This window comes from Streptomyces sp. ISL-66 (assembly GCF_018614135.1).
Taxonomy (GTDB): Bacteria; Actinomycetota; Actinomycetes; order Streptomycetales; family Streptomycetaceae; genus Streptomyces.
In genome coordinates this window covers 1-23,234 of sequence record NZ_JAGGOW010000218.1, presented here as the reverse complement: position 1 = coordinate 23,234, position 23,234 = coordinate 1, and the positions used below count along the sequence as shown (strand labels likewise).

23 protein-coding genes, 1 other RNA gene and 3 pseudogenes are annotated in these 23,234 nt (G+C 72.9%); 10 read left to right on the top strand and 17 right to left on the bottom strand.

What is annotated here, in order from left to right:
- The coding region (locus tag J7E97_RS33635) for a histidine phosphatase family protein (RefSeq protein ID WP_215035137.1) at window positions 1–834 on the top strand (834 nt) is incomplete at its 5' end.
- A gap of 112 nt (window positions 835–946) precedes the next feature.
- Here J7E97_RS33635 and rnpB read toward each other — a convergent pair.
- From rnpB to J7E97_RS33615, 4 genes are all read right to left on the bottom strand, one after another.
- Window positions 947–1,348: RNase P RNA component class A (gene rnpB / locus J7E97_RS33630), an RNA gene on the bottom strand.
- Between the two features lie 393 nt (window positions 1,349–1,741).
- Window positions 1,742–2,248 (bottom strand): DinB family protein, encoded by a 507-nt coding sequence (locus J7E97_RS33625; RefSeq protein ID WP_215035135.1) that lies wholly within the window; start codon window positions 2,246–2,248, stop codon window positions 1,742–1,744.
- A 144-nt stretch (window positions 2,249–2,392) separates the two neighbouring features.
- Entirely contained in the window at window positions 2,393–3,325 is a 933-nt protein-coding gene (locus tag J7E97_RS33620) for an AraC family transcriptional regulator (RefSeq protein ID WP_215035133.1), read from the bottom strand.
- 159 nt (window positions 3,326–3,484) lie between these two features.
- Window positions 3,485–4,927, bottom strand: a complete 1,443-nt coding sequence (locus J7E97_RS33615; RefSeq protein WP_215035131.1) for an RNB domain-containing ribonuclease — start codon at window positions 4,925–4,927, stop codon at window positions 3,485–3,487.
- 106 nt (window positions 4,928–5,033) lie between these two features.
- Between J7E97_RS33615 and yaaA the strand changes: the two genes are divergently transcribed.
- A complete protein-coding gene (gene yaaA / locus J7E97_RS33610) occupies window positions 5,034–5,834 on the top strand; it encodes a peroxide stress protein YaaA (RefSeq protein ID WP_215035129.1) in 801 nt (266 codons plus the stop codon).
- A 77-nt stretch (window positions 5,835–5,911) separates the two neighbouring features.
- Here the strand turns inward: yaaA and J7E97_RS33605 are convergent, their stop codons facing one another.
- Together J7E97_RS33605 and J7E97_RS33600 are read right to left on the bottom strand one after the other, a co-directional pair.
- Entirely contained in the window at window positions 5,912–6,661 is a 750-nt protein-coding gene (locus J7E97_RS33605; protein ID WP_215035127.1) for a bifunctional DNA primase/polymerase, read from the bottom strand.
- A gap of 224 nt (window positions 6,662–6,885) precedes the next feature.
- On the bottom strand, window positions 6,886–7,560 hold the full coding sequence (locus J7E97_RS33600) for a TetR/AcrR family transcriptional regulator (RefSeq protein WP_215035125.1): 675 nt from the start codon (window positions 7,558–7,560) through the stop codon (window positions 6,886–6,888).
- Between the two features lie 97 nt (window positions 7,561–7,657).
- Here J7E97_RS33600 and ddaH point away from each other — a divergent pair.
- Window positions 7,658–8,518: pseudogene (gene ddaH, locus J7E97_RS33595) on the top strand (dimethylargininase); the annotation flags it as partial.
- Window positions 8,519–8,548: 30 nt separating this feature from the next.
- Here ddaH and J7E97_RS33590 read toward each other — a convergent pair.
- A complete protein-coding gene (locus J7E97_RS33590) occupies window positions 8,549–9,574 on the bottom strand; it encodes a small ribosomal subunit Rsm22 family protein (protein ID WP_215035121.1) in 1,026 nt (341 codons plus the stop codon).
- Window positions 9,575–9,665: 91 nt separating this feature from the next.
- A complete protein-coding gene (locus tag J7E97_RS33585; protein ID WP_215035119.1) occupies window positions 9,666–11,009 on the bottom strand; it encodes a multidrug effflux MFS transporter in 1,344 nt (447 codons plus the stop codon).
- A gap of 109 nt (window positions 11,010–11,118) precedes the next feature.
- On the opposite strand from J7E97_RS33585, the gene J7E97_RS33580 reads away from it, so the two are divergent.
- From J7E97_RS33580 to J7E97_RS33570, 3 genes are read left to right on the top strand one after another with little or no spacing between them, the layout of a single operon-like run.
- Window positions 11,119–11,910, top strand: coding sequence for an SDR family oxidoreductase (locus J7E97_RS33580; protein ID WP_215035118.1), 792 nt, complete (start codon window positions 11,119–11,121; stop codon window positions 11,908–11,910).
- A 41-nt stretch (window positions 11,911–11,951) separates the two neighbouring features.
- Window positions 11,952–12,812, top strand: a complete 861-nt coding sequence (locus J7E97_RS33575) for a PhzF family phenazine biosynthesis protein (RefSeq protein ID WP_215035116.1) — start codon at window positions 11,952–11,954, stop codon at window positions 12,810–12,812.
- Window positions 12,812–13,411 carry a GNAT family N-acetyltransferase gene (locus J7E97_RS33570; RefSeq protein WP_215035114.1) on the top strand — a complete coding sequence of 200 codons (600 nt, stop codon included), beginning with the start codon at window positions 12,812–12,814 and terminating at the stop codon, window positions 13,409–13,411. The genes J7E97_RS33575 and J7E97_RS33570 overlap by 1 nt, the downstream gene beginning before the upstream one ends.
- On the opposite strand, the gene efeU is transcribed toward J7E97_RS33570, so the two are convergent.
- The 5 genes from efeU to map all read right to left on the bottom strand — a co-directional run bounded on the left by efeU (window position 13,412) and on the right by map (window position 18,754).
- Complete coding sequence (gene efeU, locus J7E97_RS33565; RefSeq protein WP_215035112.1) at window positions 13,412–14,260, bottom strand: iron uptake transporter permease EfeU; 849 nt, start codon at window positions 14,258–14,260, stop codon at window positions 13,412–13,414.
- Between the two features lie 17 nt (window positions 14,261–14,277).
- Window positions 14,278–15,594, bottom strand: a complete 1,317-nt coding sequence (gene efeB / locus J7E97_RS33560; RefSeq protein ID WP_251055571.1) for an iron uptake transporter deferrochelatase/peroxidase subunit — start codon at window positions 15,592–15,594, stop codon at window positions 14,278–14,280.
- A 33-nt stretch (window positions 15,595–15,627) separates the two neighbouring features.
- Complete coding sequence (efeO, locus tag J7E97_RS33555; RefSeq protein WP_215035110.1) at window positions 15,628–16,767, bottom strand: iron uptake system protein EfeO; 1,140 nt, start codon at window positions 16,765–16,767, stop codon at window positions 15,628–15,630.
- A gap of 279 nt (window positions 16,768–17,046) precedes the next feature.
- The gene (locus J7E97_RS33550; RefSeq protein ID WP_215035108.1) at window positions 17,047–17,694 is read right to left on the bottom strand and encodes a heme oxygenase (biliverdin-producing); all 648 of its coding nucleotides are present in this window, start codon (window positions 17,692–17,694) and stop codon (window positions 17,047–17,049) included.
- 202 nt (window positions 17,695–17,896) lie between these two features.
- Window positions 17,897–18,754, bottom strand: coding sequence for a type I methionyl aminopeptidase (gene map / locus J7E97_RS33545; protein WP_215035106.1), 858 nt, complete (start codon window positions 18,752–18,754; stop codon window positions 17,897–17,899).
- A 72-nt stretch (window positions 18,755–18,826) separates the two neighbouring features.
- Here map and J7E97_RS33540 point away from each other — a divergent pair, with 72 nt between their 5' ends.
- Window positions 18,827–19,060 carry a hypothetical protein gene (locus J7E97_RS33540; RefSeq protein ID WP_215035139.1) on the top strand — a complete coding sequence of 78 codons (234 nt, stop codon included), beginning with the start codon at window positions 18,827–18,829 and terminating at the stop codon, window positions 19,058–19,060.
- Window positions 19,061–19,199: 139 nt separating this feature from the next.
- On the opposite strand, the gene J7E97_RS33535 is transcribed toward J7E97_RS33540, so the two are convergent.
- The gene (locus J7E97_RS33535; protein WP_215035104.1) at window positions 19,200–19,805 is read right to left on the bottom strand and encodes a hypothetical protein; all 606 of its coding nucleotides are present in this window, start codon (window positions 19,803–19,805) and stop codon (window positions 19,200–19,202) included.
- Between the two features lie 276 nt (window positions 19,806–20,081).
- Between J7E97_RS33535 and npdG the strand changes: the two genes are divergently transcribed.
- Window positions 20,082–20,798 (top strand): NADPH-dependent F420 reductase, encoded by a 717-nt coding sequence (gene npdG, locus J7E97_RS33530; protein WP_215035102.1) that lies wholly within the window; start codon window positions 20,082–20,084, stop codon window positions 20,796–20,798.
- Here the strand turns inward: npdG and J7E97_RS33525 are convergent.
- Window positions 20,785–21,205 (bottom strand): annotated as a pseudogene (locus tag J7E97_RS33525) (hypothetical protein); the annotation flags it as partial. The gene npdG and the pseudogene J7E97_RS33525 sit on opposite strands and share 14 nt — an antisense overlap.
- Before the next feature lie 62 nt (window positions 21,206–21,267).
- Window positions 21,268–21,354 (bottom strand): annotated as a pseudogene (locus tag J7E97_RS36920) (TerD family protein); the annotation flags it as partial.
- Between the two features lie 230 nt (window positions 21,355–21,584).
- Here J7E97_RS36920 and J7E97_RS33515 point away from each other — a divergent pair.
- Window positions 21,585–21,767, top strand: coding sequence for a hypothetical protein (locus J7E97_RS33515; protein WP_215035100.1), 183 nt, complete (start codon window positions 21,585–21,587; stop codon window positions 21,765–21,767).
- Window positions 21,768–21,771: 4 nt separating this feature from the next.
- Here the strand turns inward: J7E97_RS33515 and J7E97_RS33510 are convergent, their stop codons facing one another.
- Window positions 21,772–22,578, bottom strand: coding sequence for a site-2 protease family protein (locus J7E97_RS33510; protein ID WP_215035098.1), 807 nt, complete (start codon window positions 22,576–22,578; stop codon window positions 21,772–21,774).
- Window positions 22,579–22,642: 64 nt separating this feature from the next.
- Between J7E97_RS33510 and J7E97_RS33505 the strand changes: the two genes are divergently transcribed.
- A partial coding sequence (locus J7E97_RS33505; RefSeq protein WP_308346925.1) for a BTAD domain-containing putative transcriptional regulator occupies window positions 22,643–23,234 on the top strand: 592 nt, incomplete at its 3' end.

Sequence of the window (23,234 nt, the reverse complement as noted above, 5' to 3'; positions counted from 1 at the left end):
GCCCTGGCGGCTGCGCCCCCGACGCTGGCCCCGGTCCCGGCGGCTCCGGCCGCGGCGGCTGCGGCCCCGGTCCCGGCGACTGCGGCCGGGTCCGTCGCCGTCAGCGTCGTGCCCGGCGACCCTGGAGCCACCGTCACCGCGGGCGCGGCCTCCGCGCCCGCTCCCGCCTCCGCCCCCGCGGGAGGCCAGGGCTGGGGCCCGGACATGGGAGCCCCGGCCACCTTCGTGCTGCTGCGCCACGGCGAGACCGCGCTGACCCCGCAGAAGCGCTTCTCCGGCAGCGGCGGCCTCGACCCGGAGCTGTCGCCGGCCGGCCGCCGCCAGGCCGCCGCCGTCGCCGAGGCGCTGGCGGCGCGCGGCACCGTCCAGACGGTGATCAGCTCCCCGCTGCGGCGCTGCCGGGAGACCGCGCAGGCCGTGGCCGACCGGCTCGGTCTCACCGTGACCGTCGAAGAGGGCCTGCGCGAGGTCGACTTCGGCGCGTGGGAGGGGCTGACCTTCGCGGAGGTCCGGGAGCGTTTCCCGGACGACCTCCAGGCCTGGCTTGACTCGCCTAGGGCCGCCCCCACGGGCGGCGGCGAGAGCTTCGCGTCCGCCACCCGCCGCGTCTCGGCGACGCGGGACCGGCTGCTCGCCGCCCACGCGGGCCGCACCGTGCTGCTGGTCTCGCACGTGACGCCGGTCAAGATCCTGGTCCGCCTCGCACTGGGCGCCCCGCCGGAGGCCCTGTTCCGCATGGAACTCTCGGCGGCCTCCCTGTCGGCGGTGGCCTACTACGCGGACGGCAACGCCTCGGTCCGCCTCCTGAACGACACGTCCCACCTGCGCTGGTAGCGCTGTGGCCGGGTCGCCCCATGTCCGCTCCACGGGGGCGCCGGCGGAGCGGCCGGAACGCGAAAAACCGCCCGGCCCCGGGGAAGTCCCCGGGGCCGGGCGGTTGTGGCGCAGAACGACGCAAGCTGTACGCCGGGTTCTGTCGCCCGGCGACCTCGCGGTCGCCGGGGAGACGGCCATCCATCTAGGACCGGCGTTGCCACCGGCCTCGTGCGGTCTACCCGCGAACTCGGGCGAGCAGCCCTCGAACGTCCGCGCAGAGCCGTCCGGAGACGACTCCTCTTGACCTTGCTCCGGGTGGGGTTTACCTAGCCGCCTGAGTCACCTCAGGCGCTGGTGGTCTCTTACACCACCGTTTCACCCTTACCGGGGGCCGAAGCCCCAGGCGGTCTGTTTTCTGTGGCACTGTCCCGCGGGTCACCCCGGGTGGCCGTTAGCCACCACCCTGCTCTGTGGAGCCCGGACGTTCCTCGGCGGGATCCGAGGATCCCGACGCGGCCGTCCGCTTGTGTCGTTCTGCGTGGTGACCATGTTACCGCCGCCCGGGTGAGGTCCTTGACCTCGACGCGGCGGCAGGGTTTCTGCTGGCTCCCCTGCGCATCGGAGAGATCGCCGCGCTCGTCGGGGTCACCCTGGCCAGCGCACTGCGGCAGCCCGCACCCCCGTGACGGGCTGCCGCAGGGCGGTCCGGGTCCCCCCTCGCGGACGTTCGTGACGGCGACGCCCCGGGGACGTGGCGAAGAAGGTGATCCTCCGCGGGGGACGAGGAGCCGTGTGCCGAGCGTGACAAGTCGGCGGGCCGCTGTCTTGTCGAAATCGGCACGCCTTCCACGGCGCCGGCACCGGCACCGTCGCCTCGATCCGGATCCGGCTCCGGCTCCGGCGCCGTCCGTGATCTCCGCCGGATCTAGTCGCCGGTCGTGCCGTCGAGCATCTCGCGCAGGATGTCCAGGTGGCCGTTGTGGCGGGCCGTCTCCTCGGTGAGGTGGAGGAGGATCCAGCGCAGGTCGACGTGGAGGCCGTTGCGGATGGCTCGTTGGGCCTGGATGTCCAGGCCGTTCGCGGCGACCAGTTCGCGGTAGCGGGCGCTCTGTTCGGCGTATTCGTCGAGCAACCGCGTGAGCGGGAAGTCGACGGCGATGCGCATCTCGCGGTCGGGGTCCTCCTCGGTCCAGGGGCCCTGGTCTTCCTCGCCGAGGAAGACCACTTGGAACCAGTAGTACTCGACCCAGCGGAGGTGGTTGATCACTCCGCTCATGGTCATCAGCGGTGAGCCCGGCAAGATCGCCTTGCGTGCGTTCTCCGCGGAGACGCCGTCGCACTTGGCACGGGCGGTGTCACGTGTGTAGTCGAGGAACGTGGTGAGCTGGGTGCGCTCGTCCCACGCGGGCGGTGTGTCGTCGATTCTGGTCATTGCGCGAAGCGTCCCCGATCACCGCGACTGATGTCGAGGCATTTATCGACGGGCCCAACCTGCTCCACCCAGCTCCTCGTCCGGGCGGGTCGCTCCAGCGATTCGGCGTCGGTGGGCCGCCCGGCATGATCCGCCGGACAGGCCTCAACCCGACAGCACCACGCTGCTGACCCGGCCCGGCATTCGGTCCAGTGCCGAGCCGGGCGCCAGCCCGCCGCGCAGGCGCACGAACCGGGACGGGGGCAGCCCCGTCATCACCTTCACCTCGCGGCTCAGGTGCGCCTGGTCGTGGTAGCCGCAGACGGCCGCCACGTGCGCGGCAGCCGTCCCCGCTGCCAGCAGACGCAGCGCGTGCTGGAGCCGGAACACCCGGGCCACGGCCTTGGGGGACAGGCCGACCTGCTCGCGGAACCGCGCCCGCAGGGTGCGCGCGCTCCATCCGGTCTCGGCGCTCACCCGGGTCAGCGAGCGGCCGTCCGCCCACAACCGCGAGAGCGCTCCGCGGACTTCGGGGGCGGGCACCGGGCCGCACTCCAGGCGCGCGCAGAACACCTCGTCCAGCAGGGCGAAGCGTTCCGTCCACGAGCCGAGCGATTCGAGCCGCTCGGTGAGGTGCCGGCCGCCCGGGCCGAGCACCTCCGCCAGGTCCACGTGCGCGTCCTCGAAGTGCCACATCGGGACGCCGAACAGCCGGTAGCAGCCCAGCGGGCTCATGTTCACCTCCAGCCCGCGGACGGAGCCGGCGTGCACCCCGATCGCCGGCACCGTGCGCGGGCCGCTGATCACGGCCCGGGAGGCGGGCGGCCACAGGGCCGTGGCGAGTTCCCCGGTGCGCGTCACCCACAGGCCCTCGGAGAAGGTGAAGACGAGCGTCACGTATCCGGTGGGCAGCTCCAGGCGGCGTCTCGGCGCGGTGAACTCCGTCTCGAAACCGGTGTAGTTGACGATCAGCGGCCGCAGTGCGACGGCCGGCCGCCGACGGCGCGCCGGGCGGGCGCCCGGCCCGGGCGCGGTCCCTCCCCGCACGCCGGAGCCGCCGGAGCCGCCGGAGACGCCGAAGATGTCGACGGACCCCATCCGCGGGCCCTCCCCCTGCCGGTGCGCGGCGGTCCGTACCGCGCCGCGCCGTCGGCCGATGATGGCAGGCCCCGGGGCGCGCCGGCCAGGGCCATCCGTTCCGTGGCACCTCTGCCGGTCGCCCTGCCGGTCGCCCTGCCCTTCGCCCCGGCCCCCGCGCTACGCCGGGGCGAACAGCACCTTCGTGGTCCCGGGGTCCGCCTCCGTAAGCCGGACCCTGATCCGGTCGCCCAGCGGCAGCTTCCCCGAGGTGGCCTCGATCCGGCCGACCACGGCCGGGTCCTCCAGGTGGACCGTGCCGACCAGCGGCTCCCGCTCCTTGACGTCGATGACCGTGGCCTCGAAGATCTCCCCGACGCGGTCCTTGAGCAGCGCCGCCTCCACCAGGTCCACGGACTCCCGCTCCGCCGTGTTCGCCAGCCGCGTGCCGTCCGCCATCTCCTTCGGCAGGGCCGCCAGCGCGGACAGCACCCACTGCGGCGGTTCGTCCCCCGCGACCGCGGCAACGCACAGCTCGCCCGTGTACCGGTCGACGAGCCGGCGCAGCGGGGCGGTGCAGTGGGCGTACGGGGCCGCGACCGCGGCGTGCAGCAGCGGGTCCGGGGTCGCGCCGCCGGTGAAGGCCGTGTAGCCGGCGCCGCGCAGCAGCGAGGTGCACTCCTGCAGGAACGCCGCGTGGGCGGGACGGTGCGGGTCGAGGGAGCGCACGAGCTCGGCGTACGGGACGTGGTGCGGCCATTCGATCCGCAGCGCCTTCGCCGCCCGGCGCAGCCGTCCGACCGCCCCGTCGGGAGCGGTCGGCAAGGTCCGCAGGATGCCGGTCCCGGCGGCGAGCATCAGCTCGGCGGCGGCCATGCCGGTCATGAGGGAGATCTGGGCGTTCCAGCCGTCGGCGGGGAGCGGAGCCCGGTAGGCCAGGCGGTACGAGTCCCCGTGCGCGACGATCTCCTGTTCGGGCACGTTCAGCGAGATCCCGCCGCGCTCCGCCTCCAGGGCTTCGCGCAGGGTGCCGATGTCCTTGAGCAGGGCCAGGGCCTCCTCGGCGGTGCCGCCGTCGATGGCCTTCTGGACGCCCTCGTAGTCCAGCTTGGCCCGGCTGCGCACGAGCGCGCGGCGGACGTCGGTGGTCTCCACCCGGCCCTCCGCGTCCAGGTCGAGCCGCCACAGCAGGGCCGGGCGGGTCTGGTCGGGCAGCAGGCTGGCCGCGCCCTCCGAGAGCACGGCCGGGTGCAGGGGGACGTTCTCGTCGGGGAAGTAGAGGGTGGTGACCCGGCGGTGGGCCTCGGCGTCGAGGGCGCCGCCGGGGGTGACGCAGGCGGCGACGTCGGCGATGGCGTAGTGCACGCGGTAGCCGCCGGAGGGGCGCTTGGCCAGGTGCATGGCCTGGTCCAGATCGCGTGACGCGGGCGGATCGATGGTGAAGAGGGGGACGTCGGTGGCGTCGAGGCCGGGCAGGACCGGATTCCTGACGGCCCGCTCGGCCTCGGCGAGCACGGGCGCCGGAAACTCCAGCGGTACCCCGAGCCCGGTCCGCAGTGCACGCAGCGCGGCCCGCAGGGCAACCCCGTCTGCGTCGGCCATGATCATGTGACGGCGTGGCATGCACCGAGCCTATGGCCGGTGGGCCGGGGCGGCACGGCGAGCCGTCTACCCTGGGCTGGGGCCGCACCCCCGCCGCTGTGCCATGCCCGTCCGAAGGAGAACCACCGTGCTCGTGCTGCTGCCGCCGTCCGAAGGAAAGGCCGCCGGCGGCTCCGGCGCACTGCTGAAGCCGGAGTCGTTGTCGCTGCCGGGGCTCGGCGCCGCGCGGGCGGCGGTGCTGGAGGAACTCGTCGAGCTGTGCGTGGGCGACGAGGAGAAGGCGCGGGAAGTCCTGGGCCTGAGCGAGGGCCTGCGGGGCGAGGTCGCGAAGAACGCGGAACTGCGGTCCGCGGTCGCCCGTCCGGCCGGGGAGATCTACACGGGCGTCCTGTACGACGCGCTGGGCCTCTCGACGCTTCCGCCCGCCGCGGCGGCGCTGGCGGCGCGGTCGCTGGTCGTCTTCTCGGGCCTGTGGGGCGCGGTCCGGATCACGGACCGCATCCCCTCCTACCGGTGCTCGATGGGCGTGAAGCTGCCGGGGCTGGGGGCGCTGGGCGCGTTCTGGCGGGAGCCGATGGCATCGGTGATGCCGGAGGCGGCGGGCGACGGCCTGGTCCTGGACCTGCGGTCCTCGGCGTACGCCTCCGCGTGGAAGCCGAAGGGTGAGGTCGCGGGGCGGACGGCGACGGTGCGGGTGCTGCACGCGCAGGTGGTGGACGGTGTGGAGAAGCGGTCGGTGGTGAGCCACTTCAACAAGGCCACGAAGGGCCGCCTGGTCCGCGACCTCCTGACGGCGGGCACGGTCCCGGCGTCCCCGGCGGAACTCGTCACGTCCCTGCGGGACCTGGGCTTCACGGTGGAGGCCCAGCCCCCGACGAAGCCGTCGAAGGCGTGGTCCCTGGACGTGGTGGTCACGCAGATCCACTGACCCCGAGCTCCCCCGGCTACCGCCGGGAGGCCGATCCGGCCCGTCCGGTGCTGTGGCCTTGCCGGCCACAGCACCGGCTAGCGGCCCAGGGGCCAGGCGACCGCTGCGGGGGTCTGGTCGGAAGCGCCCGCGTATACGGCGCAGGCGTCCGTGAGGGTTTCGAGCAGGGTCAGCGGGTCAGGGAGCGGATGCTCCATGCCCCGGAGCCAGGTCACCGCGAGATCCCCCGGCAGGGCCGCCGGCGGAACCAGGACGTAGCTGCCCCGGCAGTGCCACCGCAGGCCCGGGTGCTCGTCCATCGTCTCCGGATGGCAGTCCAGTTCGCACGGCCACCACTCGTCCTCGTCCTCGGGCGTACCCCGCGTCGCGGTGAAGAAGAGCATCCGCGCCTGGTCACCCGTACCGCCGGACTCGGCGACCGGGCCGACGTCGACGCCCGCGGCCAGCAGGCGGGTCAGCGCGCTGTGCCCGGCTTCGAGGGGGACGTCGAGGACGTCGTGGACCATGCCGGTCGCGGTGATGAAGTTCGCCTGCGGCTCGCTCCGGGCCCAGCGTTCGACCTGGGCGCGGTCGGTGGTCGACTGGGTCTGCCAGGCGAAGGAGACGGGGTGACGCGCGGGCGTCGGACAGCCGATGCGGTCGCACGAACACCGGTAGCCCGCGGGATGGGCGGCGGGGGCGATCGGGAGACCTGCGGCGGCGACGGCCAGCAGAAGGGCCTCGCGTTCTCGTCCTGGGTCCTCGGCGGAGGGTTTCGGCTTGCGGCGCAGCCACTGGGAAATCCTGCTCTGCTCGCCGCGTTTGACGCGGCCGGACTCAGACCCCATCTATCCCCTCACCTACTGCGTTTCCCCGGCAGACCCCCACATGGTCCCACCATCCCGGGAGCCGGGTGACCGCACCCCCGACTTGGGCTCCCACATAACCATAGAATTCGGCCATGTGTTCCCGGCCATGATGAGGTCGGTCGGGGCATTTCCCTTCGATCCGTGCCCCGTGCGCGCCTGGTCCGTGCCCGGTCCGGCCCGGTCCGGCGCGGTCCGGCCCTCCTTCAGCTCCCGGACCGGGACCCGGCCGCGGCCCCGCCCAGCACCGCGTCCACCAGCGCGTCCGCATACGCGTGCGTGAGCGGCGCCGTCCGCAGCAGCCACCGGTACGTCAGCGGTCCGAGCAGCAGCTCCACCGTCAGCCGCAGGTCCGCGTCCGGTGCGAGCTGCCCGGCCTCGCGGGCCGCCCGCAACCGCGTTTCGTACAGCGCGAGCTGCGGCTCCAGCAGCTGTTCGGTGAAACGGGCCCCGAGCGCCGGGTCGGTGGCGCCGGCCGCCGTGAGGGCGCGCGCTGGGGCCTCGTACTTCTCGTCGTTGAACTCGTCCACCGTCGCCCGCAGTACGTGCTTCAGGTCGGCGGCCAGGTCCCCGGTGTCGGGGAAGCCGGCCCACTGCGCCGCCGTCCCGGCGTCCCCCGCGAGCGCGAGCGAGGCGTCCAGCAGGACCGCCGCCTTCGAGGACCACCAGCGGTAGATGGTCTGCTTGCCCACCCCCGCGCGGGCGGCGATGGCCTCGATCGTCAGCTTGTTGTAGCCGACCTCCCCGACCAGAGCGAGCGCGGCGTCGAGGATGGCCCGCCGGGAGCGGTCGCTGCGGCGGGTGGCGTCGGGGGTCCGCGGCAAGGGTGCGGCACCCGGCGCGGGGCCGGCGGTGGGGCTGGGGCTGGGGGGAACGCTCATTTCGGCAATTTACCAATCCGGTACCGCTCGCCTTTCAGCCGTTCCGGAAACCACCCAATCAGTTCAGTGCGCCGTCTCCCTTGAGGAGAGACGATTCTCTCCTCATCACCGTGAGGAGCCCTCATTGCGCAGAGTCGCCACACCCCGGCGCTACCTGATGTGCCCGCCGTCGCACTTCAAGGTCACGTACTCCATCAACCCGTGGATGGACCCCACCAAACCGGTGGACCTGCCCCTCGCCCAAGCCCAGTGGGAGGACCTCCGGGACCGCTACCGGGCCCTCGGCCACACCGTCGAAACCCTCGTCCCCGACCCCGCGCTGCCCGACATGGTCTTCGCGGCGAACGGCGCCCTCGTCGTCGACGGCCGGGTGCTGGGCGCGCGGTTCGCCCATCCGGAACGGGCCCCCGAGGCGGAGATCCACCTCGACTGGTTCCGGCGCAACGGCTTCCAGGAGGTCCACGAGCCGTCCCACATCAACGAGGGCGAGGGCGACTTCGCCGTCACCGCCTCCTACCTCCTGGCGGGCCGGGGCTTCCGCTCCAGTCCGCTCTCGCACGACGAGGCCCAGGAGTTCTTCGGCCGCCCGGTCATCGGACTCGACCTGGTCGACCCGCGCTACTACCACCTGGACACGGCGCTGTCCGTGCTCGACGGGGACGAGATCATGTACTACCCGGCCGCCTTCTCCGAGGGCAGCCGGGCCGTACTGCGCCGGCTCTTCCCCGACGCGCTGATCGCCGGGGCGGACGACGCGGCCGCCCTCGGGCTCAACGCCGTGTCGGACGGGCGCCACGTGCTGCTCCCGCAGGCGGCCGCCGGACTCCTCGGGCCGCTCCGGGCGCGAGGGTTCGAGCCGGTCCCGATGGACTTGGGGGAGCTGCTCAAGGGCGGCGGCAGCGTGAAGTGCTGCACCCAGGAGCTGAGGCCCCAGGCGCCGGACTCCTGGTCCCCGTAACCCGGCGCGGGGCTCCGGGTCCCCTCACCCCTAGGCCTCCTGGGAAGGCGGCCAGGCCCGGCCCCAGTCGGCGTCCCGCGCCGCCTTGTAGAGGTCACCGTGGCGCTTGGTCACGGTGGCCCGGGTCAGACCCGGAGCGTCGGCGTCCTGCGGACCGCACAGGTCCAGCAGGACGAGCCCCTTGCGGATCTGCGGCCTGCGCGTGATCCGGGAGGCGGCCGGCTCCACCGGGAAGCGGGCCGCGGCCACGTAGCTGAACTTCTCGTCCTCGTACGCGAGGGAGCCGCCCTTGACCTGCCGGTGCAGGGAGGACCGGCTGACCCGCGCCGAGAAGTGGCACCAGTCCTGCCCGACCTCGATCGGGCAGGTCCCGTCGTGCGGGCACGGCGCCGCGACCCGCAGCCCGGCCCCGATCAGCTGCTCGCGGGCCTCCCGGATGCGCAGGTAGCCCTCCGGGGTGCCCGGCTCGACGATCACCACGGCCTGACCGGCGCGCGCCGCCTCGGCGACGACCGCGACGCGGGCCTCCGGGGTCAGCTCGCCCAGTACGTAGGACACCGTCACCAGGTCCGCCTCGGGGAGCGCCAGGCCGGCCCCGATGACGGCCCGCCGCCATTCGGCCGCCCGCAGCGCCGGGGAGAAGGAGGCGGCGGCCAGTTCCTTGCCGAGGACCAGCGCCGGGTCCGCCCAGTCGAGCACCGTCGTCGCGCGCGGTCCCGTCCAGGTGGCGTCCACGGCCCAGGTCGCCGCCCCGGTGCCGCCACCGACGTCCACGTGCGTGCCCGGGGTCCACCGCGGGGCCGCCTCGGCGAGCCCGCCCAGGGCGGACCGTACGGCCTCGAAGGTGGCCGGCATCCGGTACGCCGCGTACGCCGCCACGTCCGAGCGGTCGCGCAGCACGGGCGCGTTGGTGGGGGTCTGGCCGCGGTAGTTGGCGATCAGCCGCTCGACGGCGGCCGAGGCCTGCTTCTGGGGGAGCCCGTCGAGCAGCGCTCCCAGGGCGGCGCGCAGGGTTTCGGCGGAGGTCGTGGCGGGGGTGGGGACGGAGGCGTTCACCCACGAAGTTTACGGCGGACCGGAACCCCGCCCGCCGCCTCCACCCGGTGCCCCTGCGCGTTGCCCCCGCCCGTTGCCCCGCCCCCGCGCCCTACGAGGCCTTCGGCTCCGGCTTCCGCCAGGGACGGCACAGCCCCACGAAGCAGCCGACCGAGAGCAGCGAGCACGCCAGCTGCACCAGCGCCATCGGCACCGCCGTGCCCTCGCCCGCGATCCCGACCAGCGGCGAGGCGACGGCCCCGACCAGGAAGGAGGAGGTGCCGAGCAGCGCGGAGGCCGAGCCGGCCGCGTGCGGGGCGCGCATCAGGGCCTGCGCGTTGGTGTTCGGCAGCACGATGCCCATCGCCGACATCAGGACGAACAGCCCGGCGCAGACCGGGAAGAGCCCGACCTCGCCGAAGGCCCCGGACGACATCAGCAGCAGGGCCACCGAGGCGGAGGTGATGATCGCGAGGCCGACCGCCAGCACCTTGTCCAGGCTGACCCGGCCGACCAGCAGCTTGCCGTTGATCTGGCCGACCGCGATCAGGCCGACGGAGTTGACGCCGAAGAGCAGGCTGAAGGTCTGCGGCGAAGCACCGTAGATCTCCTGCACGACGAACGGCGAGGCGGAGATGTACGAGAAGAGCACCGCGAAGGCGAAGCCGCCGGCCAGGGTGTAGCCGGTGAACACCCGGTCGGCGAAGAGCCCCCGCATGGTCAGGAGCGCGGCGCCGACCCCGCCGGTCTGGCGCCGTTCGGGCGGCAGCGTCTCCCCGAGCCGCCGCCAGACCGTGAGGGTGAGCACGGTGCCGATGACGGTGAGGACGACGAAGACCCCGCGCCAGTCGGCGAAGCGCAGCAGCTGGCCGCCGATGAGCGGGGCGATGATCGGGGCCACGCCGGATATGAGCATCAGCGTGGAGAAGAACCGGGCCATCTCGACCCCGTCGTACAGGTCGCGTACGACGGCCCGCGCGATGACGATCGCGGCCGCGCCGGCCAGGCCCTGGAGCAAGCGGAAGCCGATGAGCAGCTCGGCGGTCGGAGCGAAGGCGCAGATGGCGGTGGCGAGGACGTAGACGACCATGCCGGCGAGCAGGGGGCGGCGCCGTCCCCACTTGTCGCTCATCGGGCCGATCACCAGCTGGCCCAGCGCCATGCCGGCGAGGCAGGCGGTGAGGGTGAGCTGGACGGTGGCGGCCGGGCTGCTCAGGGCGGCGGTCACGGCCGGCAACGCCGGCAGGTACATGTCCATCGACAGCGGCGGGAGCGCGGTGAGACCGCCGAGGATGAAAGTGACGAGCAGTCCGGTCCGGCGGGCGGCCGCGAGGGGCGCGGCCTTCGCGGGTGCGGAACCGGCGGGGGAGGAGGATGGGCTGGGGGAGGGCTGGCTGGGGGAGGGCTGGGTGGACGGCGACTCCTGCGCGGGCGCCCCGGGGCCTCTCTCCGGCATACGGAACTCCAGTCTTCTTGTCTTGTGTTCGCACCCCCTGGCAGCCCCATGTTCTCAGCAATCGGAACGTCCCGGGACTGGCGGCCGATGTGACGTAGCCTGCGGGCCCATGAACGCACGTGTGAAGAAGATCGCCGTCGTGACGGGGGCCGGCTCGGGCATCGGCCGGTCCGTGGCCCTGACCCTCGCCGCCGCCGGATGGGCGGTGGCCTTGGCCGGCCGGCGGACCGAAGCCCTGGAGGAGACGGCCGCCGCCGCCCGGGCCGCGGGTACCCCGGGGGAAGACGGGGCCCCCGGGGCCGACGTGCTGTGCGTACGGGCCGACGTGAGCGATCCGGACGACGTGGCCGCGCTGTTCGCCGCCGTACGGGGGCATTACGGGCGGCTCGACCTGCTCTTCAACAACGCGGGCACCTTCGGACCGGCCGGCGTCGCCCTGGAGGACATCAGCTACGAGGCATGGCGCTCGGTGGTCGACGTCAACCTCACCGGATCCTTCCTCTGCGCGCAGGCGGCCTTCCGGGTGATGAAGGCCCAGGATCCGCAGGGCGGCCGCATCATCAACAACGGCTCCATCTCCGCGCACGTGCCGCGGCCGAACTCGATCGCCTACACCGCGACGAAGCACGCCATGACGGGCCTGACGAAGTCGCTCTCGCTCGACGGGCGCCCGTACCGGATCGCCTGCGGACAGATCGACATCGGCAACGCGGCCACCGAGATGACCGAGCGGATGCAGAGCGGGATCATGCAGGCCAACGGTCAGCTCGCGGTGGAGCCCGTGATGGACGCGGCCGACGTGGCGCGCACCGTCCTGCACATGGCCGAGCTGCCGCTCGGGGCGAACGTGCAGTTCGCGACGGTGATGGCGACCGCGATGCCCTACATCGGGCGCGGCTGACCACCGGGAATGCGGGCAGACGGGCCCGGGTTGGGGTGGACATGACTGACGTGCTGCGCTACACCGCCTTCTCCGAAGACCCGGCCGGCGGCAACCCCGCCGGGGTCGTGCTCGACGCGACCGGCCTCGACGGGGCCGCCATGCTGGAGATCGCCGCCCGCCTGGGCTACAGCGAGACCGCCTTCCTCAGCTCCCCGCCCGAAGGCCACGGCGGGGAGGAGGGCCGGTCCTTCACCGTGCGCTACTTCAGCCCCAAGGCCGAGGTCCCCTTCTGCGGGCACGCCACCGTGGCCACCGCCGTGGCGCTGGGCGAGCGGATCGGCCCCGGCGAGCTGGTCTTCTCGACCCGGGCGGGCACCGTCCCCGTCTCGGTGACCCGGGCGGACGGGGGCGGCCTGCGGGCCACCCTGACCAGCGTCGAACCGCACACCGAGGACCTGGACCCGGCCGACCTCGCCGAGGCGCTGGCCGCGCTCGACTGGCCGGCCGCCGACCTGGACCCGCTGTTCCCGCCCCGGATCGCCTACGCCGGAGCCCGCCACCTGGTGCTCGGCGCGGCCACCCGGGCCCGGCTCGCGGACCTCGACTACGACTTCGGCCGACTGGAGGCGCTGATGCGGCGCCTGGACCTCACCACCGTCCAGCTCGTGCACCGCGCGGGCCCGGCGGAGTTCCACGTACGGGACCCCTTCCCGGTCGGCGGCGTCATCGAGGACCCGGCCACCGGCGCCGCCGCGGCCGCCTTCGGGGCGTACGCGCGCGAACTCGGCCTGGTACCGGCCGAGTCGGTGCTCACCCTCCACCAGGGCGCGGACATGGGCCGCCCCGGCGTCCTGACCGTGGAACTGCGCGCGGGCGACCCGCGGGTCCGCGTGGGCGGCGCGGGCGTGCGCATCCCGTAATGCCGGCCGGGACGTCCCTCGAGATCCACGAGGCCCTGCCCGCCGGGCTCGCCGCGCAGGTGGCGGCCCTGGAGGCGCAGGCATGGCCCGGGGCGAGCGCCGGACACGATCCGGCGCTCGCCCCGAAGGCGGTGCTGCTGCTCGACGGGGACGGGAGCGTCGTCGCCTCGCTGGCGCTCTTGCACAAGAGCGTCCGGCTCGAGGACGGGCGCACGTACCGCGCGGCCGGACTGAGCGGGGTCGTCACCCGGCCCGGGCTGCGGGGCCGGGGCCACGGCGCCCGGCTGGTGGCGGCGGCCCGCGCCGAGCTGGCCGCCGATCCGGCGGTGGACCTGGCGCTGTTCAGCTGCGACCGGGAACTGGCCCCGTTCTACGAGGCCGGAGGTTTCGAGGTGCTCCCCGGCACGGTCCTGGTCGGCGGCACCCGGGCCGACCCCCTGGCGACGGACGCCCCGGGTTTCGACAAGGTCGTCCTGGCGGCGTTCTTCACCGGGGCCGAGGACCGCACGGACGGTGAAGGCCACACGGACGGGGTCCGTGCGGCCTTCACCGGTGTCCGGGTACCGCTCCACCCGGGGGACGTGGACCGGCTGTGGTGATCAGGAGCGGGTCGGCTCCGGCTCCGGCTTCGGCTCGGCCTTGGTCCGGCTGATCACCGACGGGGCCAGGAACAGCGCGAGCACCGGGATCAGGTAGGCCAGCCACACCACGAGCTGGACGACGGTCGGGTCCGGCTGGAAGTTGAAGGTGCCCTTCAGCAGGGTCCCGTACCAGCTGTCCGGCGGGACCGCCGCGCTGATGTCGAAGGCCTTGTCGGCCAGCCCCGGCAGGAAGTCGGCCTCCTGCAGGTCGTGCACCCCGTACGCGAGCACGCCCGCGGCGACGACGACCAGCATGCCGCCGGTCCACGTGAAGAACTTCGACAGGTTGATCTTCAGGGCGCCCCGGTAGAACAGCCAGCCCAGCAGGATCGCGGACCCGATGCCGAGCAGCACGCCGATCAGCGGGCCCGTGCCGTTGCCGGCGGCGTGCACCGAGCGCCACACGAACAGCGAGGTCTCCAGGCCCTCCCGGCCGACGGCCAGGAACGCGGTGGTCACCAGCGCGCCGGTGCCCATCGCGAGCGCCGCGTCGAGCTTGCCCTGGAGCTCGGCCTTCAGGTGCCGCGCGGTGCGCTTCATCCAGAAGACCATCCAGGTCACAAGGCCGACCGAGATGATCGACAGGGAGCCGCCGATGGCCTCCTGCGCCTTGAAGGTCAGTTCCTGCGTGCCGAATTCCAGACCCGCGCCGAAGGCCAGCGACAGGGCGGCGGCCAGGCCGACGCCCAGCCACAGCGGCGCCAGCTTGTCCTTGTTGCCGGTCTTCACCAGGTAGGCGATGAGGATGCAGACGACGAGGCTGGCTTCCAGCCCCTCGCGCAGCCCGATCAGATAGTTGCTGAACACTTCGGTTCTCCCCGTCCCTACGCGAACAGCGTCCGGCCCCACCAGTCGTCCTGGTCGCGGACGCCCGGCGGGACGGCGAAGACGGCCGAACCCACGTGCTGGATGTATTCGTTGAGGACGTCGGACTTCGCGAGCCGGCGCTGGATCGTGACGAAGCCCTTGCGGACGTCGCGCTGGTAGGCGAGGAAGAACAGGCCCGCGTCGAGCCGGCCCAGTCCGTCCGTGCCATCGGTGAAGGAGTAGCCGCGGCGCAGGATCGTCGCGCCGTCGTTGCTGTCCGGGTGCGCGAGCCGGACGTGCGCCTGCGGCTTCATCGCCTTCAGGAAGGGCTCGTCGCGCTCCTTGGACTTGCCGACCGGGGCGCCCTCGCCCTTGTCACGGCCGAAGATGTCCTCCTGCTCGCCGAGCGGAGTGCGGTCCCAGGTCTCGATGTTCATCCGGATCCGGCGGGCCACCAGGTACGAGCCGCCGGTCAGCCAGTCGCTGCCGTCGCCCGCGCCGACCCACACGTGCTTCTCCAGCGCGGCCTCGTCGGTGCCCGAGATGTTCCGGGTGCCGTCCTTGAAGCCCATCATGTTGCGCGGGGTCTGCTCGTCGGGCGTGGTCGAGGAGGTCTTGCCGAAGCCGAGTTGCGACCAGCGCACCGCCGTCTTGCCGAAGCCGATGCGGGCGAGCTGGCGGATGGCGTGCACCGCGACCTGCGGGTCGTCGGCACAGGCCTGGACGCACAGGTCGCCGCCCGAACGGGCCGGGTCGAGGTTGTCACCGGGGAAGAGCTCCAGGTCCACCAGGGCGTCGGGACGCTTGCCCTCCAGCCCGAAGCGGCCCTTGGCGAACAGGCCGGGACCGAAACCGATGGTCAGGGTCAGACGGGAGGCCTTCAGGCCCAGCGCCTCGCCGGTGTCGTCCGGCGGGGCCTCCGGGAGGCCGCCGTAGCCGCCCTCGCCGACCGGGTGCCCGGCCGTCATCAGCCGGGCCGCCTCGGTCCAGTCCTTGAGGAGCTGGACCAACTCGCCGCGGTCCTTCGTCTTCACGTCGAAGGCGGCGAAGTGCAGGCGGTCCTGGACGGCGCTCGCGATACCGGCCTGGTGCTCGCCGTGGAAGGGCACGGACGCCCCGGCGGAGGCCGCCGAGACCATGTCCGTGCCCGAGCCCAGGACGACGGCCGTGCCGCCGGCCGCGGCGGCGCCGAGCGCGAGGCCCGCGCCGCCCCAGCCGAGCACGGCACGGCGCGAGGGCGCGCCCTTGGTCTGGCCGCCGTCCGCGACGGGCCCCTGCCCCGGGCCCTGTTCGGGTCCCTGCTCCGGTCCCTGCTCGGACACTGACTCGGTCATCCGGATCTCCCGCCTGCTCTGCCGTTACCGGTATTACTTCGCGACCGCGGCGGCCAGCTTCGAGAGCGGCTCGGCCAGCGCGTTCACGCCGTCCGAGAGCTCCTTGCGGTCCGCCTCGCCGACCTTGTCGTACGCGGTGTACTCGTAGGCGGCCTTGTTCGGGCGGTACTTCTCCAGCAGGTTGTTCAGCGCCGCGAACTGCTTGTCCAGCTCGGCGGAGAGCGCGGGGTCGTTCTTCGAGGTGATCGGCTTGAGCAGCTCGTACGCCTTCTCCGCGCCCTCGACGTTGGCCTTGAAGTCGACCAGGTCGGTGTGGGAGTAGCGCTCCTCCTCGCCCGTCACCTTGCCGGTGGCGACCTCGTCGAGGAGCTCCTTGGCGCCGTTCGCCATCGAGGTGGGGGTGATCTCCGCCTGGCCGACCTTCTTCTGCCATTCGGTCAGGTCGGTGATCAGGGTGTCGGCGAGCTTCTTGTCCGCGTCGTCGATCTTGTTGTCGGCGAAGAGGGACTTCTCCAGCTTGTGCCAGCCGGTCCAGTCCTGGCCCGGCTCCAGGCCGTCCTCGCGGACGTCGACCTTCGGGTCGATGTCGCCGAAGGACTCGGCGACCGGCTCGGTGCGCTCCCAGCCGATGCGCGAGGGCGCGTACGCCTTCTTCGCGGCCTCGACGTCGCCGGCCTTGACCGCGTCCGCGAAGGCCTGCGCCTTGGGCAGGGTCTCGTCGGCCTGCTCCTGCACGTACTTGCGGTACGAGGCGACCGCGGCGTCGGCCTCGGGGCTGCGCTTCTCGGTGCCGCCCTTGCCGGTGGCCGTGACCTGCTGGCGGATGCCGTCGCCCTTCATGCCGGGCTTGCAGGCGATCTCGTACTCGCCCGCCTTCAGCTCGGCGGTGATGCTGGCCTTGGTGCCGGCGCCGATGTTCTCGCGCTCGGCGACGATGCGGTCGTCCGGGAAGAGGACGTAGAGCTCGGTGACCTTGGAGCCCTTGTTCTCGACCTCGAAGACGACCTTGCCCGCGGGGAACTCCTTCGTGGAGACCTCGCAGGCGGTGTCGGAGGCCGCCACGCGGATCGTGCCGTCGCCGGACGCGTCGCTCTTCTCGGAGCAGCCGGTGACCGCGGAGAGGGCGGCCACCACGGCGGCCGCGGTGACGACGGTGAGGCGGGCGGGACGCATAGGGGCTCCTGGCGGTCTGGCATTCGGCAGACGACCGCCCCGATCGTGTGGGGCGGCCGGTGAGGCGGACCTAACTTAACCGAGGCTTACCTCACTCATGCCCACGCGTCCAGTGATTCAGGCCACATGCCACACCGCCGGACACGGGTCCGTTACGGACATCCCATGGCGCACCCAGGATTTGGCCAAGCGGAGGTCAAGCCGAAGCCCGCCCGCCGGTCGGGATCGGCGGCCGGGTCCGCTTCGACCCTTCCCCGTCCGGCCGGCTCGCCGCAGCCGCTACGCGCTCATGGGGAACCGCTCGCCCAGCTCGCGGAACACCGAACCGTTGAAGTCGAAGGCGCGCTTGCACTCGTCGACGATGCGCTGCTTCTCCAGGTCGTCCGCCGCGATCGCGTCCAGCAGCTCGCGGTAAGTCCGCTTGAACGCCGCAGGGTTGGAGATGTCCGCGAAGACGTAGAAGCGGACGCCGTCGCCCTTGCGCTCGAAGCCCCAGGTCCGCTCCGCCTTGTCGCGGATGATCTGGCCGCCGGAGAGGTCGCCCAGGTAGCGGGTGTAGTGGTGGGCGACGTACCCGCCCGGCCAGGAGGCCGCGCACTCGGCCACGCGGGCCGCGTAGGCCTCGGTCGAGGGCAGCGCCACCAGCGTCTCGCGCCACCGCGGACCCCGCAGGTGGGCGAGGTCGCGCTCGATCTCGGCCACCCGCATCAGCTCGGGCTGGATGAACGGCCCGGCCACCACGTCGTCCCTGAGGGCCTCGGCAGCGTCCTCCAGGGCCCGGTACACGAACCACAGCTGCTCGGTGTAGCGCGTGTACGCGTCCACTCCGAGCCGGCCGCCGAGCAGGTCGCTCATGAAGGTCGAGGTCTCGGCCTCGGTGTGCTGCTCGTGCGAGGCGACGCGGATGACGGTGGAGAAGGCGTCCAAGGCGGACCTCCGAAAAATCGGAAGAAAAGGGGGACGGGCCTGGCGGCCGCGCCGCCACACCCGATCCTCCTGCTGAGGCATGCCTAAGTCAACGTGTTCCCGACGCCTTGTCGGGAAAATTCAGGGAAGCCGAAGCCGAAGCCGAAGCCGGAGCCGGAGCCGGAGCCGGAGCCGGAGCCGAAGCCAACCGGCCTTCCGCCGGTCAGGGCAGCGTCAGGATCTCCACGCCCGTGTCCGTGACCACCAGTGTGTGCTCGAACTGCGCGGTGCGCTTGCGGTCCTTCGTGACGACCGTCCAGCCGTCCTCCCACATGTCGTACTCGTGGGTGCCCAGGGTCAGCATCGGCTCGATGGTGAAGGTCATCCCGGGCTCGATGACGGTGGTGGCGTGCGGGCTGTCGTAGTGCGGGACGATCAGGCCGGAGTGGAAGGACGAGTTGATGCCGTGGCCGGTGAAGTCCCGGACCACCCCGTAGCCGAAGCGCTTCGCGTACGACTCGATGACCCGGCCGATGATGTTGATCTGGCGGCCCGGCTTGACGGCCTTGATGGCCCGGTTCAGGGCCTCGCGGGTGCGCTCCACGAGGAGCCGGGACTCCTCGTCCACCTCGCCGCAGAGGTAGGTGGCGTTGTTGTCCCCGTGGACCCCGCCGATGTACGCGGTCACGTCGAGGTTCACGATGTCGCCGTCCCGCAGGACGGTCGAGTCGGGGATCCCGTGGCAGATGACCTCGTTGAGCGAGGAGCACAGGGACTTCGGGAAGCCGCGGTAGCCCAGCGTGGAGGGATAGGCGCCGTGATCGCACATGTACTCGTGGGCGACCCGGTCCAGCTCGTCGGTGGTCACCCCCGGCGCGATCAGCTTGGCGGCCTCTTCCATCGCCTGGGCGGCGATCCGGCCGGCGATGCGCATGGCCTCGATGGTCTCGGGCGTCTGCACCTCCGGTCCGGTGTACGGAGTGGGCGCGGGCTTGCCCACGTACTCGGGCCGGCGGATGTTTCCGGGAACGGAACGGACGGGGGTGAGCTCGCCTGGTACGAGCAGCGACTGGCCAGACATGCAAGCGAGTGTATCGAGCGGGTATGGGGCAGCATGGCGGCAGAGAGCGACGGCGAGAGGAGCCTGGGGACGATGGCCCTGTTCAAGAAGCGCCAAGTGGGCAAAGCGGGCGAGTGGTACTACTGCCTGGTCCACCAGAAGGTCGAGGAAGGCCCCGAGTGCCCGGCGAAGGACCGCTTCGGTCCTTACGGGACGCCCGAGGAAGCCACGCACGCCATGGAGACGGCGCAGGAGCGCAATCTCGAATGGCAGAACGACCCCAAATGGAACGACAAGACCCGCGAGGACGACGGAACCACTCCGTAGCGCCCGGTCGGCGGGTGGGTGGGTGGACGTACCGCAGCAGGCAGCTCGGGCAGTGGTATCGGGGAGCGGTATCAGAGGGGCCGGTCAGGGGGCGGTATCAGCGGGGCGGTCCGCAGCCGGTCGGCAGGACGGGCCGCGGTTACCAGCGGCTGGGCGGCGGCGCGGTCAGCTGATCGGCCAGCCGCGCCAGCCGGTCCCGAAAACGCCGCGGCCCGCGCTGCGCGGGCAGGCTGTTCTCCCCCGCCGCCGCGCTGACCAGGTGCTGCACGGTGTCCAGATCCAGCTCGGCGGCGCCCCCCGGCACCGAGAGCGCCTCGTGCGCGAGCGTCCCGAGCTCCGCGTCCCCGCCGTCCAGGGAGAGTACGGTCGCCCCCGCGCGCCGGGCGTCGTGGACCCGCTCCAGGAGCCCCGAGCCGGGCTGCTCCGGAGCCACCACCAGCAGCGTGTGCCCGCGCCGGGCCGCCTCCAGGCGGCTCAGGCCGACCGACAGGTGCGGGGCGTCACCCGGCAGCACGTGGTGCCGTACGAGCGTGGGCGCCAGCTCGGGCAGCCCCGACCAGGCGGCCTCGTCGACCAGGTGGGCGGCCATGTGCCAGGGCTCGTACAGCTCCGTCCCCACCAGCAGCAGGTTCCCGCCGGCCGGCACCACGGACCGCCGCAGCGTCCCGGCGAAGCGGCGCGCGGCGCGGGGCCACTCCGTTCCGGCGAGCACCTCGCGCAGCAGCGCGACCCTGACGGCATCCATACCGGCATCCTGCCGCATAGAAGGGACATACGGGAGCCGTTCCCCCCCACCCGCCCCCGCCGCGCTCCGAGCGCCCCACCGCACCCCACCCGCGCCCCCCGCCGTGGCGTCGACCGCGCCCCGCACTCCACCCGCGCCCCCCGCCGTGGCGTCGACCGCGCCCCGCACCCCGACCGGGACGACGCCCCCGCCGGGTCCGCGCCTCACACCGGCCCCCCGCCGCCTCCCGCCCTCCGTGCATTCGACTCTGCCGGTCCCGGCGTTACCCTCGCCCCCATGACCTCCACAGACAGTACGCAGCAGCCCCCCGCGAAGGCCCCGGCGAAGGACCCGTGGGACCTCCCCGACGTCTCCGGCCTCGTCGTGGGCGTCCTCGGCGGCACCGGCGACCAGGGCCGGGGCCTCGCCTACCGGCTCGCGCGGGCCGGTCAGAAGGTGATCATCGGCTCCCGCGCCGCCGACCGCGCGCGGACCGCCGCCGAGGAGCTCGGCCTCGGGGTGGAGGGCGCGGACAACTCCGAGTGCGCGCGCCGCAGCGACATCGTGATCATCGCGGTGCCCTGGGAGGGCCACACCAAGACCCTGGAAGCACTGCGCGAGGACCTCGCGGGCAAGCTCGTGGTCGACTGCGTCAACCCGCTCGGCTTCGACAAGCAGGGCGCGTACGCCCTTCAGGTCGAAGAGGGCAGCGCGGCCCAGCAGGCCGCCGCGCTCCTCCCGGACTCCCGGGTCACCGCGGCCTTCCACCACCTCTCGGCGGTCCTCCTCCAGGACGAGTCGATCGAGGAGATCGACACCGACGTGATGGTCCTCGGCGAGGTCCGCGCCGACACGGACATCGTCCAGGCCCTCGCCGCCCGCATCCCGGGCATGCGCGGCGTCTTCGCCGGCCGCCTGCGCAACGCCCACCAGGTCGAATCCCTGGTGGCCAACCTCATCTCCACCAACCGCCGCTACAAGGCCCACGCGGGCCTGCGCATCACGGACGTCTAGCCCGCCGCCCCGGTCGCCCGGCCCGGAACCCGCCCCCCGTCCGCCCGGCCCCTCGCGGGGCCGGGCGGACGGGAGTGCGCAGCCGCTCAGCCCCGGCGTCCCGAACGCCCCTCGGCCGGAACCAGATGTGCCACCACGCTCCGGTAGAAGCGGTCCACGGCCTCGTCCACGCTCCGGATGAAACCCGACTCCGTATTGCCGCGCGTACTGCCCATGCCCTTGAGCAGGGACAGCCGGTACCCCACGACCGCAGCGCCGTTGGCGGGCAGCAGGTCGCCCGGCTCGGGGCGCAGCCGCTCCAGCGTGCCGCGCGGCCCGTTCCCGGTCTCGACGAGGCTCTCCACGTGCAGGTCCGCCGGGGCCTCCGTGAGCAGCTTGAGCAGCCGCTTCGCCGCGGCCAGCGGGTACCGTCGATCGAGTAGCCGGCCAGCGGTTCGCCCGAGCGGTCCGCGACGGTCATCCGCAGGTCGTCGAGGTCTCCGGAGCGGGCACCGCCGTACCAGCTGGCCGCCACCACGATCCTCGCGACCCCTTCGGGGACCGCGGTCAGGTCCACGCTGATGCGGTCCTCGTTCTCGTCCCCATTGCCGGTCGGCGCCTTACCGGAAGGCCGGGCTGTTCGTCCGTGGGTCACGCGCACCGCGTGAAGGTGCACGCCCGGCGAACCGTAGCCGCGGACGGCGGACAGATCACGAGAAAGTGGAAAACAGCCGGACGGGAGCACGCGCGGGCATGGGGGACACTGGAAGGGCTTGAACCGCTCAGTGTCTCCGAGGAGCTCCAGACATGCCCCGCCTTGCCGTCTTCGCCATCGTCCTCTGCGCCCTCGCGACGGCCGCGGCCGTCGTCTCCTTCGTGCAGGGCAGCCTGCTCGGCATCGTCTGGGTGCTGATGGCCGGCGTCACCTCGAACATGGCCTGGTTCTACGTGCGCAAGGCGAAGGTCGAGAGGGCGCGCAACGCCGTCTAGCTAGCTAGACGCAGAAGCCGTTGCTCTCCTGCCAGAAGCGGTAGAGGTCGCGGCCGCAGTAGCTCTCCAGGTCGCTCACGCCCAGGGCGGACAGCAGCCCGTCCACCAGGCCGAAGAAGTACGCGTTGACCCCCGGGATCCACAGCAGTGCGAAGACGGCCAGCAGGCCGAACGGCGCCAGCGGCGCCACCTCGCGGCGGATGCGGTGGGAGAGCCAGGGCTCGATGATGCCGTAACCGTCGAGGCCCGGGACCGGCAGGAAGTTCAGGATCGCCGCCGAGACCTGGAGCAGGGCGAGGAAGGCGAGCGCGAAGCGGAACGGCTGCGGGACCCCGTCGAGCGCGTCAAGCCAGAACGGGGCCGTGCAGACGACCGCGAAGGCCACGTTCGTCAGCGGGCCGGCCGCCGAGATGAGGCTGTGCCGCCAGCGGCCCTCGATCCTGTCGCGCTCGATGTACACGGCGCCGCCGGGCAGACCCAGGCCGCCCATGATCACGAAGATCACCGGCAGGACGATGCTGAGCAGCGCGTGCGTGTACTTGAGGGGGTTCAGCGTCAGGTAGCCCTTCGCCCCGACGCTGAGGTCGCCGCTGTGCAGGGCGGTGCGGGCGTGCGCGTACTCGTGCAGGCAGAGGGAGACGATCCACGCCGCCGTGACGAACAGGAAGACGGCCAGCCCCGTGCTGGTCGAGTACCCCGTCCACACGGCCCACCCGGTCACCGCCATGACGGCGAAGATCCCGAGGAACACGGGACTGATCTGCCGCTCGCTGCGGTCGTGCGTACGGTTGCGGTTCCCCAGGCGATCCATACCGGGAACCTACCTTGGAAAAACCCGGCGGCGGAGGGGCCCCCGGTACAGGGACAATGGCCCGGTGCGTTACGTGATTCTCGGGACCACCCAGGCCATCCGCGACGACGGGAGCACCGTCCCCGTCGGCGGCGCGCGACTGCGCGCGCTCCTGACCGCGCTCGCGCTGCGGCCGGGACGGGCGGTGCCGGTCGGCTCGCTGATCGCGCAGGTGTGGGACGGGGACCCGCCGGCCGATGCCATCGCGGCGCTCCAAGCGCTGGTGGGACGGCTGCGGCGGGCGGTGGGGCACGCGGCGGTGCGGTCGGGGGAGGACGGCTACCTGCTCGTCGCGTCCAAGGACGACGTCGACCTCTACCGCTTCGAGCGGCTCGTGGCGGCGGGGGCCGCGGCCGGCTCCCCGGCCGACGCGGCCGCCCTGTACGACGAGGCCCTCGCCCTGTGGAACGGCGAGCCGCTGTCCTCCCTCCTCGGCGCGCAGGCGCGGGCCGCCCGCTGGAAGACGCTACGGATGGACGCGCGCCGGGGCCGCCTGGAGGCGGCGCTGGCGCTGGGCGAGGCGGAGCGGGCCCTGCCGGAGCTGACCGCGCTGTGCGCCGGCCTGCCCCTGGACGAGCCGCTGCAAGCCCTGCGCATCCGCGCCCTGCGCGACGCGG

Excerpts from the sequence above, each read along its gene's own strand:
- J7E97_RS33625 (WP_215035135.1), bottom strand. The coding sequence starts at position 2,248 with ATGACCAGAATCGACGACACACCGCCCGCGTGGGACGAGCGCACCCAG.
- J7E97_RS33620 (WP_215035133.1), bottom strand. The coding sequence starts at position 3,325 with ATGGGGTCCGTCGACATCTTCGGCGTCTCCGGCGGCTCCGGCGGCTCC.
- J7E97_RS33615 (WP_215035131.1), bottom strand. The coding sequence starts at position 4,927 with ATGCCACGCCGTCACATGATCATGGCCGACGCAGACGGGGTTGCCCTG.
- J7E97_RS33605 (WP_215035127.1), bottom strand. The coding sequence starts at position 6,661 with ATGGGGTCTGAGTCCGGCCGCGTCAAACGCGGCGAGCAGAGCAGGATT.
- J7E97_RS33600 (WP_215035125.1), bottom strand. The coding sequence starts at position 7,560 with ATGAGCGTTCCCCCCAGCCCCAGCCCCACCGCCGGCCCCGCGCCGGGT.
- J7E97_RS33585 (WP_215035119.1), bottom strand. The coding sequence starts at position 11,009 with ATGCCGGAGAGAGGCCCCGGGGCGCCCGCGCAGGAGTCGCCGTCCACC.
- J7E97_RS33580 (WP_215035118.1), top strand. The coding sequence starts at position 11,119 with ATGAACGCACGTGTGAAGAAGATCGCCGTCGTGACGGGGGCCGGCTCG.
- J7E97_RS33575 (WP_215035116.1), top strand. The coding sequence starts at position 11,952 with ATGACTGACGTGCTGCGCTACACCGCCTTCTCCGAAGACCCGGCCGGC.
- J7E97_RS33570 (WP_215035114.1), top strand. The coding sequence starts at position 12,812 with ATGCCGGCCGGGACGTCCCTCGAGATCCACGAGGCCCTGCCCGCCGGG.
- efeB (WP_251055571.1), bottom strand. The coding sequence starts at position 15,594 with ATGACCGAGTCAGTGTCCGAGCAGGGACCGGAGCAGGGACCCGAACAG.
- efeO (WP_215035110.1), bottom strand. The coding sequence starts at position 16,767 with ATGCGTCCCGCCCGCCTCACCGTCGTCACCGCGGCCGCCGTGGTGGCC.
- map (WP_215035106.1), bottom strand. The coding sequence starts at position 18,754 with ATGTCTGGCCAGTCGCTGCTCGTACCAGGCGAGCTCACCCCCGTCCGT.
- J7E97_RS33540 (WP_215035139.1), top strand. The coding sequence starts at position 18,827 with ATGGCCCTGTTCAAGAAGCGCCAAGTGGGCAAAGCGGGCGAGTGGTAC.
- J7E97_RS33535 (WP_215035104.1), bottom strand. The coding sequence starts at position 19,805 with ATGGATGCCGTCAGGGTCGCGCTGCTGCGCGAGGTGCTCGCCGGAACG.
- npdG (WP_215035102.1), top strand. The coding sequence starts at position 20,082 with ATGACCTCCACAGACAGTACGCAGCAGCCCCCCGCGAAGGCCCCGGCG.
- J7E97_RS33515 (WP_215035100.1), top strand. The coding sequence starts at position 21,585 with ATGCCCCGCCTTGCCGTCTTCGCCATCGTCCTCTGCGCCCTCGCGACG.
- J7E97_RS33510 (WP_215035098.1), bottom strand. The coding sequence starts at position 22,578 with ATGGATCGCCTGGGGAACCGCAACCGTACGCACGACCGCAGCGAGCGG.